Raw genomic sequence first — 14,321 nt, 5'->3', positions numbered from 1 at the left:
GTGTGTCATGTCCTTGATGCCCTGCTCCTCGAAGGTCGGCACGTCGGGGGCGAAGCGGCTGCGCTTGGCGCCGGACACGCCGAGGATGCGGATCTTGCCCGTGGGCAGGTGCTGCGTGATGTCGCCGATCGGGCCCGACACCGCCGCGATGTTGCCGCCCAGCAGGTCGAGCATCGCCGGCTGGGTGCCGCGGTAGGCCGCGTGCTTCAGGTCCACGCCCGCGCTCTTGCCGAGCAGCGCGCCGATGAAGTGCGGCGTCGATCCGGCCGCCGGCGAGCCGAAGTTGGCGCCTTCGGGATGGGTCTTGGCCCAGGCCAGGAATTCGGGCACCGTCTTGACCGACAGCGGCACGGCCGGGCCGACCGCGAAGCCGAAGTCGAACACGCAGGCCAGCGTGACCGGCGTCAGGTCGACCAGCGGGTCGTACGGCAGCTTCTTGTAGATGTGCGGATAGATCGTGAGGATCGAGGTCGGCGTCTGCAGGATCGTGGCGCCGTCGGCCGGCTGGCTCTTGACGTAGGTCACTGCGATCTGGCCGCCGGCACCGGTGCGGTTCTCGACCACCACGGCCCGGCCGTAGTCGGGCTGCAGCCGGGTCGCGACGCGACGGCAGGTCGTGTCGGAGGTGCCGCCGGCCGCGAAACCGGTGATCAGGCGCGCGGTCTCGAACGGAAAGGCTTGCGCCTGCGCGAAGGCGTGCTGGCCCAGGCTCGCGAGCAGCGCCGAGGCGCTGGTGGTCTGCAGCAGATGGCGGCGGGTGATGGTCATTCGATGTCTCCTCGGGATGGATGGATGCTTGCTTGCTTGCTTGGGAACTCGTCGCGCCACCGGGATGGCGGCGCCGGAGAGGGCCGCGGCGCCCTGGTGGCCAGGCCGCGCGCTGAGGGCGTATTCTTCCCGCAACCCGTGCCGCCTGACACCCGCGTTTACCTCACGTTTTCAATCCGGAAGTTCTCGCATCGATCGTCCGTCGGTCAGTAGGTGCCCCCGGCCGCCGCGGGCTTGGCGGCGCCCTTGAAGCTGGCCGCCAGCGCGCTGGTGCTGCGCACCAGCAGGTTGGTGTCGAGGCCGACGGCGACGAAGCTCGCGCCCAGCGCCAGGTACTTGCGTGCCAGCGCCTCGTTGGGCGTCAGGATGCCCGCGGCCTTGCCGGCGCRCTGGATGCGCGCGATGGCGTCCTCGATCGCCGCCTGCACCTCGGGGTGGTCGGAGTCGCCCACGTGGCCCATCGAGGCCGACAGGTCGGCCGGCCCGATGAAGATGCCGTCGACGCCGTCGATCGCCGCGATCGCGTCCAGGTTGGCCAGCGCCTCGCGCGACTCGGCCTGCACCAGCAGGCAGACGCGGTCGTTGGCGTCCTTGGCATAGCCCGGGTAGCGGCCCCAGCGCGAGGCGCGCGCCCCGCCCATGCCGCGCATGCCTTCGGGCGGATAGCGCATCGCGCGCACGATGGCCTGGGCCTGCGCGGGCGTGTCGACCATCGGGACCAGCAGCGTCTGCAGGCCGAGGTCGAGGTACTGCTTGATCAGCGCCGTGCCGGCGTCGCCGTGGCCCAGCGGCACGCGCGCGATCGCGTTCACGCCCGGATAGGCGGCGATCGCCTGCGCCTGCTGCAGGATGCTCTGCAGGCCGTTGGGCGAATGCTCGCCGTCGATCAGCAGCCAGTCGAAGCCGGCGCCGGCGCAGATCTCGGCGCTGTAGGCATCGGCCAGGCCGAGCCAGAGGCCGATCTGGGCGCGCTTGTCGATCAGGGCCTGCTTGAACGGATTCGGGGGGGTGGTGGTCATTGAATTTCTTTCAGGCGAAGCGGAAGGAAATGGTGCCCAGCGGGCCGTAGTCCGCATGGAAGGTGTCGCCGGGCAATGCCGCGGTCGGCCGCGTGAACGAGCCGCCGAGCACGATCTCGCCGGCCTCCAGGCATTCGTCCCATGGCGCCAGCTTGTTGGCGAGCCAGGCCACGCCGGTGGCCGGATGGTTGAGCACCGCGGCGGCCACGCCCGATTCCTCGATCACGCCGTTCTTGTACAGCAGGGCGCTGACCCAGCGCAGGTCGACCGCGTCGGGCTTCACGGGGCGGCCGCCGGTCACGATGCCGGCATTGGCCGCGTTGTCGGAGATGGTGTCGAACACGCGGCGCATCTGCTTGGTGTGGCGGTCGAACTGCTCGATGCGCGAATCGATGATCTCGATCGCCGGCACCACGTAGTCGGTGGCCGCGAGCACGTCGAAGATCGTCACCTTCGGCCCCTGCAGCCGCTTGCCGAGCACGAAGGCCAGCTCGACCTCGACCCGCGGCGCGATGAAGCGCGTGAACGGGATGTCACCGCCCTGGTCGAAGAACATGTCGTCGAGCAGGGTGCCGTAGTCGGGCTCGTCGATCTGGCTGGCCTGCTGCATCGCGCGCGAGGTCAGGCCGATCTTGTGGCCCTTGACGATGCGCCCCTCGGAGATCTTGGTCCTGACCCATTCGCGCGAGATCGCATAGCCGTCCTCGATCGTCATTTCGGGGTAGCGCTTCGAGAAGTGCTCGACCTGCACGCGCGACTTCTCGCTCTCGTTGAGTTCGGCGGCCAGTTGCCGGATGAGATGGGTGTCGAGCATGGTTCAGGCCTTGTTGAAGAGAGGATGCAGGTTGCTGTGCTTGCTGTCGTAGACCTGGCCCGGGCTCTCGTCGATCTGCAGCGTGATGCCGATGTGGCGCGCATCGAAGATCGGCGCGAAGTGCGCCTGGGTCACGGCCAGCAGCGCATCGCCGACGCGCTTCTGCACGGAAGCCGAGCGCCCCGAGCCCATGCGTACATTGAGGTACACGAAGGCGTAGTCGGCGCGGCCGTCGGCCACCGCGTAGTGGGCGGCCGGGTAGGCCAGCACGCGCGTGCCGCCGGTCGGGTAGACCTGCCTGCCCTCGTCGTCGCGCTGCGCGAGCATGCAGTCGGCCAGCGAGCGGCACAGCGCCGACATGTCGGTCTCGCCCTCGATGTTGGGCGTGTAGAGGATCACGAGGTGCGGCATGCGGTTCTCCGGGGCGGCAGGGTCAACGGATCAAAGGCGCGTCACGCTCTGGAATCCCTCGGCGCTCGACGCCTGCGCGTTCGGGATCGCGTGGCCATCCTGCGGCGTGACCGGGAAGAGCGCATTGATCTGGCCGGTGGCGGAAGATCCGAAGTAGGGCGTGATCACCTCCGCTTTGCCGTCGTAGGCCGACCAGCCGAGGGCGCCGAGCACCATGGCCGTGTCGTGCATGAACCCCTCGCCGTGGCCCTTGGCTGCGTACTCCGGCAGCATCGCGCAGAAGTCGGACCACTCGCCGTGTTCCCACATCCGCACCACCTCGTGGTCCATGCGCTCCAGCAGCGGGCTCCAGACGCGGTCGGCGAACTGCGGCGCCAGGCCGTTCTGCGCAAAGCGATGCGACAGCGATCCGCTGGCCAGGAAGGCCACGGTGCCGTCGTAGTGGTCCTCCACCGCACGGCGCATGGCCCAGCCCAGGCGGGCGCTGTCGTTCAGGTAGTGGCTGGTGCACAGGGCCGAGACGCAGATCGCCTTGAAGTGCAGGTCCTCGTTCATGTAGCGCATCGGGACCAGCGTGCCGTATTCCGGACCGAGCGTGGTGGCGTCGTGCGCCAGCGTCTCCACGCCCCATTCGTTGCATGTCTTCGCGAGCAGCTTGCCGAGTTCCGGATTGCCGGGCATCTCGTAGGGCATGTTGCTGATGAAGTGCGGCAGCTCGTTGCTGGTGTAGACGCCCTTGAAATGCGGCGCGCAATTGAGGTGGTAGCTCGCGTTCACCAGCCAGTGGGTGTCGAAGACCACGATGGTGTCGACGCCCAGTGCGCGGCAGCGGCGGCCGATCTCCTTGAGACCGTCGATGGCGGCCTGCCGGCTGCCCTTGCGCGGGCCGTCCAGCTCGCTCAGGTAGAGCGAGGGCACGTGCGTGATCTTGGCGGCGAGGGCGAGCGTTCCCATGGTCAGACCCCCCAATGCGGAATGTGATGCGAGCCGAGCGACACCGCCACGTTCTTCGGTTCGCAGAAGACCTCGTAGCTCCAGGTGCCGCCTTCGCGCCCCGTGCCCGAGGCCTTGGTGCCGCCGAAGGGCTGGCGCAGGTCGCGCACGTTCTGGCTGTTGACGAAGCACATGCCGGCTTCCACCGCCGCGGCGACGCGGTGCGCACGGCCGATGTTCTCGGTCCACACGTAGCTCGACAGTCCGTAGGCGATGTCGTTGGCGAGGCGGATCGCATCGGCCTCGTCCTTGAACGGAATCAGGCAAGCGACCGGGCCGAAGATCTCGTCCTGCGCGATCTTCATGCGGTTGTCGACGTCGGCGAACACGGTGGGCAGCACGTAGTTGCCGCGCCGGACGCGCTCCGGCAGCTCGGGCGCGCCGAGGCCGCCGCACAGCAGCGTGGCGCCTTCCTTCGGCCCCAGCTCGATGTAGCTGCGCACCTTGGCCAGGTGGGCCTGCGAGATCATCGGCCCGACGATGGTCTTCTCGTCGAGCGGATCGCCGACCGTGATGCGCTTCGCGCGCTCGGCGAACTTCGCGGCGAAGTCGGCATAGATCGACTGCTGCACCAGGATGCGCGAGCCCGCCGTGCAGCGCTCGCCGTTGTTGCTGAAGATCATGAAGATCGCCGCATCGAGCGCGCGGTCGAGGTCGGCGTCGTCGAAGATCACGAACGGGCTCTTGCCGCCGAGCTCCATGCTGAACTTCTTGAGGCCCGCGCTCTTCACGATGCGGTTGCCCGTGGCGGTCGATCCGGTGAACGAGATGGCGCGCACATCCGGGTGCGCCACCAGCGGCTCGCCGGCTTCCTTGCCGTAGCCGTGCACCAGGTTCAGCACGCCCGCCGGAATGCCGGCCTCGAGCGCCAGCTCGCCCAGGCGCGCGGCCGTCAGCGGCGACAGCTCGCTCATCTTGAGCACCGCCGTGTTGCCGAAGGCCAGGCAGGGCGCGACCTTCCAGGTGGCGGTCATGAAGGGCACGTTCCACGGCGAGATCAGCGCGCACACGCCCACCGGATGGAACAGCGTGTAGTTCAGGTGCGTGGGCGTCGGGTAGGTGTGGCCGTCGACGCGCGTGCACATCTCGGCGAAGTAGTAGAAGTTGTCGGCCGCGCGCGGCACCAGCTGCTTGCCGGTCTGCGCGATGACCTGGCCGCAGTCGTTGGTCTCGGTCTGCGCGATCTCGGGCACGTGCGCGGCGATCAGGTCGCCGAGCTTGCGGATCAGCCTGGCGCGTTCGGGCGCGGGCAGGCCGGCCCACTTCGGAAAGGCTTCCTTGGCAGCGGCCACGGCCGCATTCACCTCGGCCTCGCCGCCCGAGGCGACCTCGGCCAGCACTTCCTGGGTGGCGGGGTTGACGGTCTGGAAGTAGTCGCGGCCGGCGACGGATTTGCCGTTGATGAGGTGGTCGATCTGCATGGGGTGTCCTTCGGGGGTCAGTCGAGCCKGATCTCGCGCGAGGCGATCAGCGCCTGCCATTTCTTGCGCTCCGACTGCACATAGCGGTTCATCTCGGCGGCGTCGGTGGGGCGCGTTTCCCAGCCGGCGTCGAAGAGCTTCTGGCGCACGCCAGGGTCGTTCATGGCCTTCAGCAGGTCGGTGCCGAGCTTCTGCTGGATGTCCTTCGGCGTGGCGGCGGGCGCCACCAGGCCTTGCCAGGTGTAGGCCTCGACCCCGGCAAGGCCGAGTTCCTTGGCCGTCGGCACCTGGGGCAGTTGCGGCACGCGCTCGCCGGACATCGCGAGCAGCGGCACCACCTTGCCGGCCTTGACGGCGCTGATGCCGCTGGGCAGGTCGAGCATCATCAGCGGCACCTGGCCGCCCATCAGGTCCTGCAGCGCCGGGGCGCCGCCCTTGTAGGGCACGTGTAGCAGCTGCACGCCGGCCTCGCGCTGGAACAGCTCCAGTGCCAGGTGGTGCGGGCTGCCGGCGCCCGGCGTCGCCACGCTGTACTTGCCCGGCGCCGCCTTGAGCGCGGCGATCAGCGCCTTGGCATCGGCGAAGCCCGCGCCCGGCGCGGCCGTGAGGATCAGCGGCGAGCGGCCCATCATGCCGAGCGCGACGAAATCCTTCTCGGCGTCGTAGGGCAGCTTCTTGTAGAGCACCGGGTTGTAGACCAGCACGCCGTTGTCGGCCGAGAACACCGTGTAGCCGTCGCCCGGCGAACGCGCCACGTTCTCGGAGGCGATGATGGCGCTGGCCCCGGGGCGGTTGTCGACCAGCACCGGCTGGCCGATCTGCTGCGACAGCTGGGCCCCCGCCGTGCGGGCGAGAAAGTCGGTGCCGCCGCCGGCCGGATAGCCGACCACCCAGCGCACGGGCTTGGTCGGGAAGGACTGTGCCGGCGCATCGAACGCCACCACCGACGCGGCCAGCGCGGCCATGGCGGCCGCGAGCTTGATCATCTTCTTCATAGGGTCTCCGTTTGCTTCGCCGCTCAGCCCGCGGCAATGGTGTTGATGAGCGCGCCGATCTGCGCGATCTCGGTCACGACCACGTCGCCGGGGCGGCAGTCGACCACGCCGTCGGGCGTGCCCGTGAGGATCAGGTCGCCGGGCGACAAGGTCATGAAGCTGCTGAAGTACTCGATCAGGAAGGGTGCGTCGAAGATCATGTCCTTCGTGTTGCCCGACTGCGTGAGCTTGCCGTTGACCGTGGTCTGCAGCGCCAGCGCCATCGGATCGGCCACATCCCTGGCGTCGACCAGCCAGGGGCCGATCGGCGTGCAGGTGTCGCGGTTCTTCACGCGCAGGTTGGGGCGGTACCAGTTCTCGAGGTAGTCGCGGATCGCGTAGTCGTTGGCCACCGTGTAGCCGCCGATGAAGTCGTAGGCATCGTCGCGCCTGACCTTCTTCGCGGTCTTGCCGATCACGATCGCGAGCTCGCATTCGTAGTGCATGAACTGCACGTCGGCCGGGCGGTAGGTCAGGTGGCGATGGCCGGTCAGCGTGCTCTCGCCCTTGACGAACACCAGCGGCTCCTCGGGGGCCTTGAACGCCAGCTCCTTGGCATGGTCGGCGTAGTTGAGGCCCAGCGCGAGGATGGTGCGCGGGCGCGGCACCGGCGCCAGCGGCGGCAGCCACGACACGGCATCGGCCTGCAGCAGCCGCCCATCGGCCAGGCGCAGCTGGCCATCGGCCTCGACGGCCTCGTGCACCGCGCCTTCGAACAGGATGCGTGCGCGCTTCATGCTTGCTCCTTCACCAGCGTGTTGACCAGGGTCTCGAAGCCCGGCGCACTGATCTCGATGCGGTCGCCGGGACGCGCCAGCGGGCGGCCGGCGTCGCAGCCGAGCATCAGCACCTCGCCGTGCGCCAGCGTCATGAAGTCGCCGACCTCGGCCAGCAGCTGCGCGGCGCTGCGCACCGTCTGCGAGAAGTCGACCGACTGGCGCAGCTCGCCGTTGATGCGCACTTCGAGCTTGAACTGCGCCGGGTCGGCCACCTCCTGCGCGTCGCGCATCGCCGGGCCGATGCCCAGGAAGCCGTCGACGCACTTGAACTTGACCGGCGGGCGGAAGAAGCTCGCATGCGGGATCGACAGGTCGTTCATCAGCACGAAGCCCTCGACGTCGTTGTCGACGCCGATCACCATCGCGATGGTGGCGCCGACCTCCACCTCGGCCACCTGCGCCGGCACGGTGATCGTGCTGCCATGCGGGCTCCAGGTGTTGGCAGTCTTGACGTAGAGCACCGGCGCCTTCGGCGGTGCCTGGTACGGCGGCTGGCTCATCTGCGGCGCCAGGGCGTCGAACTCCGCGCGGAAGTTCAGCAGCACGCCGTAGACGGTGCCTGTGGGGGTGTAGCTCATGGTTGTGGTTGCTCCAGTGCGATGAGTTCGTCGAGCAAGGCATAGATCTGGGCGAGCTTCTGTTTGCCCATCGCCTCTTCCATCCACGCGTAGTGGGCTTCGATGCTGGTCGAGAGCTTCTTCACCAGCCGGCGCCCGTGCGCCGTGGCCTCGACCACGGTGCGACGCTGGTCCTCGGGGTCGCGGCTGCGCGTGATGAGCTCGTCGCGCTCCATGCGCGCCAGCACGCCGGTCAGGCTCGGCCCGAGGATGAAGGCCTCGCGCGCCACGCGGCCGGTTTCGACCGCGCCGTGTTCGCCGAGCACGCGCAGCACGCGCCATTGCTGGTCGGACAGCGAATGCTCGCGCAGGCTGGGCCGCGTGTGGCCCATGACGGCCTCGCGGGCCTGCAGCAGCAGGCGCGGCAAATTGCGGTGGGAGAAGGAAGTGCTCATGTCGGCCCGAATTATTTAATATATTAAATGATTGGGTCAAGTGGGCAAGCCTGCGGGTAAACCCTTTCAGCGATGAGAGCCTAGGCAGGCGCCTTGCCCTTGACGGCCCAGGCCAGCGCCGCATAGGAGCGCGGGCCGTCCGCGTCGCCGTCGAGATAGGCGGACTCGACGGCTTCGCGCAGCCGGGCGTGCGCTTCCTCGCCCAGCGTGGCGATGTATTCCGCACCGGGGCCGTCCTTGCCCTCGAAGGGCGCCCAGTAGTCCGCGAATGAAGCGAACTCCATCCGGATGCTGAGCGTCGTCTCGTCGACGCCCTTGAAGCCGGCGGCGCGCCACGCCCGGGCCAGTTCGCCGGGCCGCGTCATCGGCCGCGTGAAGTTGCGGGCGCGCCGCTCCCGCGCTGCCGGGTCGAGCGCGGCGGCGGTGTCGAAGAACATGCGGTTGGAAACGAAGCCGCCACGCACGTCCCACACGGTCGCGCCGACCACGCTCCCGGGCTTGGCGACCCGCCGCATCTCGGCAATCGCCTTGTCCGCGTCGGGCACGAAGTGCAGCAGCAGCAGCGAGAGCACGCGGTCGAAGCTGCGGTCGGGGAAGGGCAGCGCGCAGGCRTCGGCCACCTCGAAGACGATGCGCGGATCCTGGTTGTGGCGCCTGGCATGCGCGATGTAGGGCTCGGCGAGGTCCACGCCGCGCACTTCGCCGGCGCCGGTGCGGCGGGTCACGGCAAAGGCCAGGTGGCCCGTGCCGCAGCCGACATCGAGCACCCGGTCGCCATCCGCGGTGCCGACGAAGTCCAGGAAGGGCAGGGCGAGCTGGCGGCTCCAGCGGCCCATCAGCTTTTCGTAGGCATCGCCGTCGCTGGCGACGAAGGTCGAAGACGTGGTGTTCATCGCGGTCCCCTTCGCACGGATGGGCGCATCGCTTCAACGATGCGTGGCGGATCCCAGCTACAAGATGCCGGAAATCATCATCCCCAGCCCCACGATGCTGACCACCCAGATCGCCGTGCGCAGATAGGTGATGCCGGCGCAGTAGACGGGGACGTACAGCACCCGGGCCCAGAAGAAGATCTGCGCGCCCGTGGCGATCCTCGGGCTGGTCGCGCCCGCTGCATGCGCCACCAGCGCGATCGCGGCGAACAGCACGAAGTTCTCGAGCGTGTTGCGGGCTGCGCGCTCGGCGCGCCCTGCGAAGGGCGTGGCCTCGGGCAGCTTGTCGCGGTTGCCCAGCGCCATCAGGGTGCCGGACGGCGTCCAGCCCTTGACCCGGATGAGGCTCGCGAGGAGCACGGTGAGCCAGGTCAGGATGGCCATGTAGATCACGAGCGTGAGGGTGCTGGTCATGTCGAGGTCCTTGTGGCTCCGGGCGTATCGGCTCAGCGGTTGAGGAAGCAGATGTCCGGCTTGCCGACCACCCCGACGGCCTGCATCRCCTCGCGCAGATCCGCGGATTCGGCGAACGCCTTGGCTCGGGCGATGTCCTGCGCCTCGAACAGCATCACGACCTCGTTGGCGTCATCGACGCCGCGCAGCAGGTATTGCTCGGTGAGCCCTGCCTCGTCGCGCTTGGGCGCGTGGGCGTCATAGCCCGCCTTCCAGACGGTGAAGTCCTTGACCTTGTGCCTGATCAGCATGAAACCGTTCATGACGATGCTCCTCGAAACGAGTGGCGTCAGCGGGAATGAACCGGTCGCGGCAGCGCTGACCCAGCCGCGTTCGGTCGCTGTGATACAGCGGTCATCCTCTTGCCCCTGGCAGATTCGGCGTGGGAGAACGATAGGCGTCCTGGGCGTTGGCGTCTCGCCTGGGTTTGTACCTATCGCCTGCCGGCCGGCGCGCCCAGCCTCCCTACACCAACCCCCACTCGACAGGCGGGTGCTGGCGTAGACCGTGCGGCGGGGGCACGCGCCCGCAGTCCTGCAGACATCCCGCATCGGCGAGACAATGCCGTGCCTTTGTCCGCCGGCCGGCCCGGGGCGACCCACCCGAATCCTTCCGCGCATGTCATCCCCGCCTGCCGTTCCGACCCCGACCTCCACGTCCTCCTCGTCGTTTTCCCTGCGGCGCATCGCCGTGCCGGTCTTCGGCCCCTCGCTGCTGTTCGGCATCGGCGAAGGCGCCATCCTGCCGATCGTGCCGCTCACGGCACGCGATCTGGGGGCCTCGGTGCCGATGGCGGCGCTGATGGTCGCGCTGATCGGCATCGGATCGCTGCTCAACAACATCCCGGCGTCGTTCATCACGATGCGCTGGGGCGAGCGCTGGGCCATCGTCGCGGCGGGCGTGTGGAGCGCGCTCGGCATGGCGCTGTGCGTGTGGACGTCGCACCTGGGCCTGTTCGCCGCGGGCTGCTTCATGGTCGGCATGTCGCAGGCCGTCTACAACCTGGCACGCCAGAGCTACATGACCGAGGCGGTGCCCATCGCCTACCGTGCGCGCGCGCTGTCGACGCTGGGTGGCGTGATGCGCATCGGCATGTTCCTGGGCCCCTTTCTCGCGGCCGCTGCGGTGCATTCCTTCGGCCTGTCCGCGGCCTACGTGGTCGGCTTCGTCGGTGCCATGGGGGCGGCGATCGTGGGCGCGCGCATTCCCGACCTGGAGGCGCCGCCGCTGCCGCCCGGGCATGTCGCGCCCGCCGCGCCGACCATCATCTCGACGCTGCGCGACCACAAGCACGTGTTCCTGACGCTGGGCATCGGCGTGGTGCTGATCAGCGCGGTGCGGGCCTCGCGCCAGGCCGTGATTCCGCTGTGGGCCGACCACCTCGCGCTGGCGCCCTCGGTGGCCTCCCTGATCTACGGCTTGGCCGGCGGTATCGACATGCTGGTCTTCTACCCGGCCGGCAAGGTGATGGACCTGAAGGGCCGGGCCTGGGTGGCGGTGCCGTCGATGCTGATCATGGGGCTGGCGATGCTGCTGATGCCCCTGACGACCGGGACCTTCACGCTGTTGCTCGCGGCACTGGCCATCGGCTTCGGCAACGGCATCGGCTCGGGGATCATCATGACCATCGGCGCCGACCATTCGCCGCGCCACGGGCGCGCGCACTTCCTCGGCGTGTGGCGCCTGATGTCCGACATCGGCTCCTCCTGTGGCCCGGCACTGCTTTCTTTCCTGGCGGCCAGCCTGTCCCTGGCCTCGGGCATCGCCGTCACCGGGCTGATCGCCCTGGCGGCGGCGGGAACGCTGGGGTACTGGATTCCGCGACACGGAGATCGCGGCGGGCGACGGCGGGAGAGATGAGGCGGGCGCGCGTGCGTGTGGCGTAGTGCCCTGAACGCTTCAACCTTCCTATTCGGGCCCATGCCCTGGCAGAACCGGTCAGCCCTGGTTCTCATCTCCCCAGTTCGATGTGAGCAAGCGCCGCGCTCAGCGGTTGAAACCAGGGATCGGCACAGGGTTGCAGTCCGGCGCATTTGACGGATTCAATTGGACGACGGCGTAGTCCCCATTTGAGCGAAGATCCACCGTCGAATAGACGTGCGAGCTGGAGTGGATCGGCAAACCCTCGTAAAGACTGCTCAATGCGTGGGTCGCCACTTCGGCCCTGCGCCTTGCCAGTTCCTTGCTGCCCTGAATCTCGCTGTTGGCGGCGCCTTCAACGTCTGCATCTCCATACTCGAACCAGCCCCGAGCCTCGCCGAGCCAGTTCGCTAGCCGCACAATCTGCGCCCTTTCGAGCTGTGAGGAGTTCTTCGGGAAATCGAGGGTGATCTGAATCACGCGTTTGCACGCTTGAGCGTGGTTGCCGGCCAATACCAGTGCGAGCGCAAGTGCAATCGTCCTAGTGCGCATAGAGAACGTACCCTGTGATGCTGTCCGCATTGTTGCGTGCTTCGATAGGTTGCGAGGCCAAGGCGAGACTCTCGCGCATGCGATAGACCGTGTCGTTCGAGGAAAAGGTGTCGTCGAAGCGCGTCACCTCGTGAATGAGCGTTCCCACTTGGGAGTCGGTCGTATAGGCGATGTGGGGAATGGTGCAGAACTCGACAGCAATGCCGATGGTGTGCGTTTTGATGTCTGGTTTGCAGACTTCCGCGACAAGGCCATGTGAATTTCCTGACGGCGTACATCCAACGTTGCGCATGAGTTGTTCCGAATAGCGTACAAAGTTGTCGCAGGTGAGGCCCTTCAAGACACGGGCGCATGCCGCTAAGCCTGTTTGAAGATGCTGTCGGATTTGTTCGTCGTTCGATTCAAACCACTGGATAACGCGTTGCTGCTCGGGCTTGGTCCATTTCTCCAAGTCTTTCAGCCGCACTTCAATCATCTGGACGGCCTTGTCGCGCAATTCCATAACCAGAGTGCAAAACTCCCTGTTGGTCATATTGGGACAGATGTTCTCCGTCTGCTCAGCCTCGGGTGGATGCGTCACCTCCGAGTCAACCAACTTCTTGCTTGCGGCCAATGTGGACCTGTCCGCCCTCAGCCATCCCGGCACAAGCATGTGTGGCTCCAGATCGCCAGTACCACCACCCATGTCGTCGACCCACGAGGTGTGCACAAGCGTCGCGATGAGCGGCGGGGGAATGGGGCAATGGCAGAGCACCACATCGCCCTCCAGGGCCACTTCGGAAATGAACTCGATGCGGCGGGGACCGCCTGCCTTCGCGATGATGCCCACGCTGTTGCAGCCCTCGCAATAGGCTCGCCCCCCGATCAAGGCGACCTGATGGCCATKAAGGGTGTACTCGCGGCTGCTGTAGGGCAGCACGGCGCCGCCCGGCGCCGGTGGGTCGCCGACCACGATCATCTTTCTCATCATTTTTTTTTGTCTCCTTGCTTTAATGCGTCGATGGCAGTCGACCTGCCCGAACAGTCCGTCGGCGCAGATGATCTGCTTCTGAAGCGCAGCTTTGGCCTCGAATGAAAAAGTTCAGGCATGTCTTATGGGAACGCAGGCGTTGTCGGCTTTGGGATGACAGGATTTCTCGATGGAATGCGGCCTGTGCCTCAGCCGTCTCTCCCGATTCCTTTGTCGAGTGGGCTGCGACGGGCGCCACACCGCCCCTCCTACACTCACCCCCCATGGCCAAGGAAAAAACCCTCTACGTCTGCAGCGAATGCGGCGGCACCAGCCCCAAGTGGCTCGGCAAATGCCCGAGCTGCGGCGCCTGGAACACATTGATCGAGCAGGTTGCCGGCCCCGCGGGCGGCACTGCCAACAACCGCTTCGGCACCCAGTTCTCGTCGCTGGCCGGCTCGGCCGAACTCGCGACCCTGTCTGAAATCGAGGCCACCGACATCGCGCGCGCGCCCACCGGCATCGACGAACTCGACCGCGTGCTGGGCGGCGGCATCGTCGACGGCGGCGTGACGCTGATCGGCGGCGACCCGGGCATCGGCAAGTCCACCCTGCTGCTGCAGGCGGTCGATGCGCTGCAGCACGCCGGGCGCAACGCGCTCTACGTCACGGGCGAGGAGAGCGGCGCCCAGGTGGCCTTGCGCTCGCGCCGGCTGGGCCTGGAGCATTCGCAGGTGCAGGTGCTGGCCGAGATCCAGCTGGAGAAGATCATCGCCACGCTGGACGCGCACCGCCCGGCGATCGCGGTCATCGACTCGATCCAGACCGTGTACTCCGACCAGCTCACCTCGGCCCCGGGGTCGGTGGCCCAGGTGCGCGAGTGCGCCGCGCACCTCACGCGCTTTGCCAAGGCCAGCGGCACCGCGATCGTGCTGGTGGGCCACGTCACCAAGGAAGGCGCGCTGGCCGGCCCGCGCGTGCTGGAGCACATGGTCGACACGGTGCTGTACTTCGAGGGCGACACGCATTCGAGCTTCCGCCTGGTGCGGGCCATCAAGAACCGCTTCGGCGCGGTCAACGAGATCGGCGTCTTCGCGATGACCGAGCGCGGCCTGAAGGGCGTGGCGAACCCGAGCGCGATCTTCCTGAGCCAGCATGCCGAGCCGGTGCCCGGCAGCGTGGTGCTGGTCACGCTGGAAGGCACGCGGCCGATGCTGGTCGAGATCCAGGCCCTGGTCGACGACGGCGGGCCCAGCCCGCGCCGGCTGTCGGTGGGCCTGGACCGCGACCGCCTCGCGATGCTGCTGGCGGTGCTGCACCGGCA

General features: G+C 67.7%; 17 protein-coding genes. 2 read left to right on the top strand and 15 right to left on the bottom strand.

What is annotated here, in order from left to right; all coding sequences use genetic code 11:
• The 13 genes from AC1D2K_RS15595 to AC1D2K_RS15535 form a co-directional block, all read right to left on the bottom strand.
• Positions 1–768, bottom strand: a 768-nt coding sequence (locus tag AC1D2K_RS15595) for a tripartite tricarboxylate transporter substrate-binding protein (protein WP_478089740.1), incomplete at its 3' end; no start/stop codon positions are given.
• 206 nt (positions 769–974) lie between these two features.
• Positions 975–1,787 carry an aldolase/citrate lyase family protein gene (locus AC1D2K_RS15590; protein ID WP_478089739.1) on the bottom strand — a complete coding sequence of 271 codons (813 nt, stop codon included), beginning with the start codon at positions 1,785–1,787 and terminating at the stop codon, positions 975–977.
• 10 nt (positions 1,788–1,797) lie between these two features.
• Complete coding sequence (gene hpaH, locus AC1D2K_RS15585; RefSeq protein ID WP_478089738.1) at positions 1,798–2,601, bottom strand: 2-oxo-hept-4-ene-1,7-dioate hydratase; 804 nt, start codon at positions 2,599–2,601, stop codon at positions 1,798–1,800.
• Positions 2,602–2,604: 3 nt separating this feature from the next.
• Positions 2,605–3,012, bottom strand: a complete 408-nt coding sequence (locus AC1D2K_RS15580; RefSeq protein ID WP_478089737.1) for a 5-carboxymethyl-2-hydroxymuconate isomerase — start codon at positions 3,010–3,012, stop codon at positions 2,605–2,607.
• A gap of 30 nt (positions 3,013–3,042) precedes the next feature.
• A complete protein-coding gene (gene hpaD / locus AC1D2K_RS15575; protein ID WP_478089736.1) occupies positions 3,043–3,966 on the bottom strand; it encodes a 3,4-dihydroxyphenylacetate 2,3-dioxygenase in 924 nt (307 codons plus the stop codon).
• A gap of 2 nt (positions 3,967–3,968) precedes the next feature.
• Positions 3,969–5,426: a 5-carboxymethyl-2-hydroxymuconate semialdehyde dehydrogenase gene (gene hpaE / locus AC1D2K_RS15570; RefSeq protein WP_478089735.1), complete on the bottom strand. Its 1,458-nt coding sequence runs from the start codon at positions 5,424–5,426 to the stop codon at positions 3,969–3,971.
• Positions 5,427–5,443: 17 nt separating this feature from the next.
• Positions 5,444–6,421: a Bug family tripartite tricarboxylate transporter substrate binding protein gene (locus AC1D2K_RS15565; RefSeq protein WP_478089734.1), complete on the bottom strand. Its 978-nt coding sequence runs from the start codon at positions 6,419–6,421 to the stop codon at positions 5,444–5,446.
• A gap of 23 nt (positions 6,422–6,444) precedes the next feature.
• Entirely contained in the window at positions 6,445–7,197 is a 753-nt protein-coding gene (locus AC1D2K_RS15560) for a fumarylacetoacetate hydrolase family protein (RefSeq protein WP_478089733.1), read from the bottom strand.
• Positions 7,194–7,817 carry a fumarylacetoacetate hydrolase family protein gene (locus AC1D2K_RS15555; protein ID WP_478089732.1) on the bottom strand — a complete coding sequence of 208 codons (624 nt, stop codon included), beginning with the start codon at positions 7,815–7,817 and terminating at the stop codon, positions 7,194–7,196. Before AC1D2K_RS15555 ends, AC1D2K_RS15560 begins: the two co-directional genes overlap by 4 nt.
• A complete protein-coding gene (hpaR, locus tag AC1D2K_RS15550) occupies positions 7,814–8,251 on the bottom strand; it encodes a homoprotocatechuate degradation operon regulator HpaR (RefSeq protein ID WP_478089731.1) in 438 nt (145 codons plus the stop codon). Before hpaR ends, AC1D2K_RS15555 begins: the two co-directional genes overlap by 4 nt.
• An 80-nt stretch (positions 8,252–8,331) precedes the next feature.
• Positions 8,332–9,144 (bottom strand): class I SAM-dependent methyltransferase, encoded by an 813-nt coding sequence (locus AC1D2K_RS15545; protein ID WP_478089730.1) that lies wholly within the window; start codon positions 9,142–9,144, stop codon positions 8,332–8,334.
• A 57-nt stretch (positions 9,145–9,201) separates the two neighbouring features.
• Entirely contained in the window at positions 9,202–9,597 is a 396-nt protein-coding gene (locus AC1D2K_RS15540; RefSeq protein WP_478089729.1) for an MAPEG family protein, read from the bottom strand.
• 32 nt (positions 9,598–9,629) lie between these two features.
• The gene (locus tag AC1D2K_RS15535; RefSeq protein WP_478089728.1) at positions 9,630–9,899 is read right to left on the bottom strand and encodes an antibiotic biosynthesis monooxygenase; all 270 of its coding nucleotides are present in this window, start codon (positions 9,897–9,899) and stop codon (positions 9,630–9,632) included.
• Positions 9,900–10,254: 355 nt separating this feature from the next.
• Between AC1D2K_RS15535 and AC1D2K_RS15530 the strand changes: the two genes are divergently transcribed.
• Positions 10,255–11,496: an MFS transporter gene (locus AC1D2K_RS15530; RefSeq protein WP_478089727.1), complete on the top strand. Its 1,242-nt coding sequence runs from the start codon at positions 10,255–10,257 to the stop codon at positions 11,494–11,496.
• Positions 11,497–11,622: 126 nt separating this feature from the next.
• On the opposite strand, the gene AC1D2K_RS15525 is transcribed toward AC1D2K_RS15530, so the two are convergent.
• Entirely contained in the window at positions 11,623–11,976 is a 354-nt protein-coding gene (locus tag AC1D2K_RS15525; protein WP_478089726.1) for a hypothetical protein, read from the bottom strand.
• A 61-nt stretch (positions 11,977–12,037) separates the two neighbouring features.
• Positions 12,038–13,018, bottom strand: coding sequence for a M35 family metalloendopeptidase (locus tag AC1D2K_RS15520; protein ID WP_478089725.1), 981 nt, complete (start codon positions 13,016–13,018; stop codon positions 12,038–12,040).
• Positions 13,019–13,281: 263 nt separating this feature from the next.
• On the opposite strand from AC1D2K_RS15520, the gene radA reads away from it, so the two are divergent.
• Positions 13,282–14,321: DNA repair protein RadA (gene radA, locus AC1D2K_RS15515; RefSeq protein WP_478089724.1), on the top strand; the 1,040-nt coding region annotated here is incomplete at its 3' end.

It is taken from the genome of Variovorax sp. P1_H12_2 (genome assembly GCF_056405335.1).
Note: the sequence above shows the minus strand (reverse complement) of the source record. Positions and strands in the feature narration are given on the sequence as shown.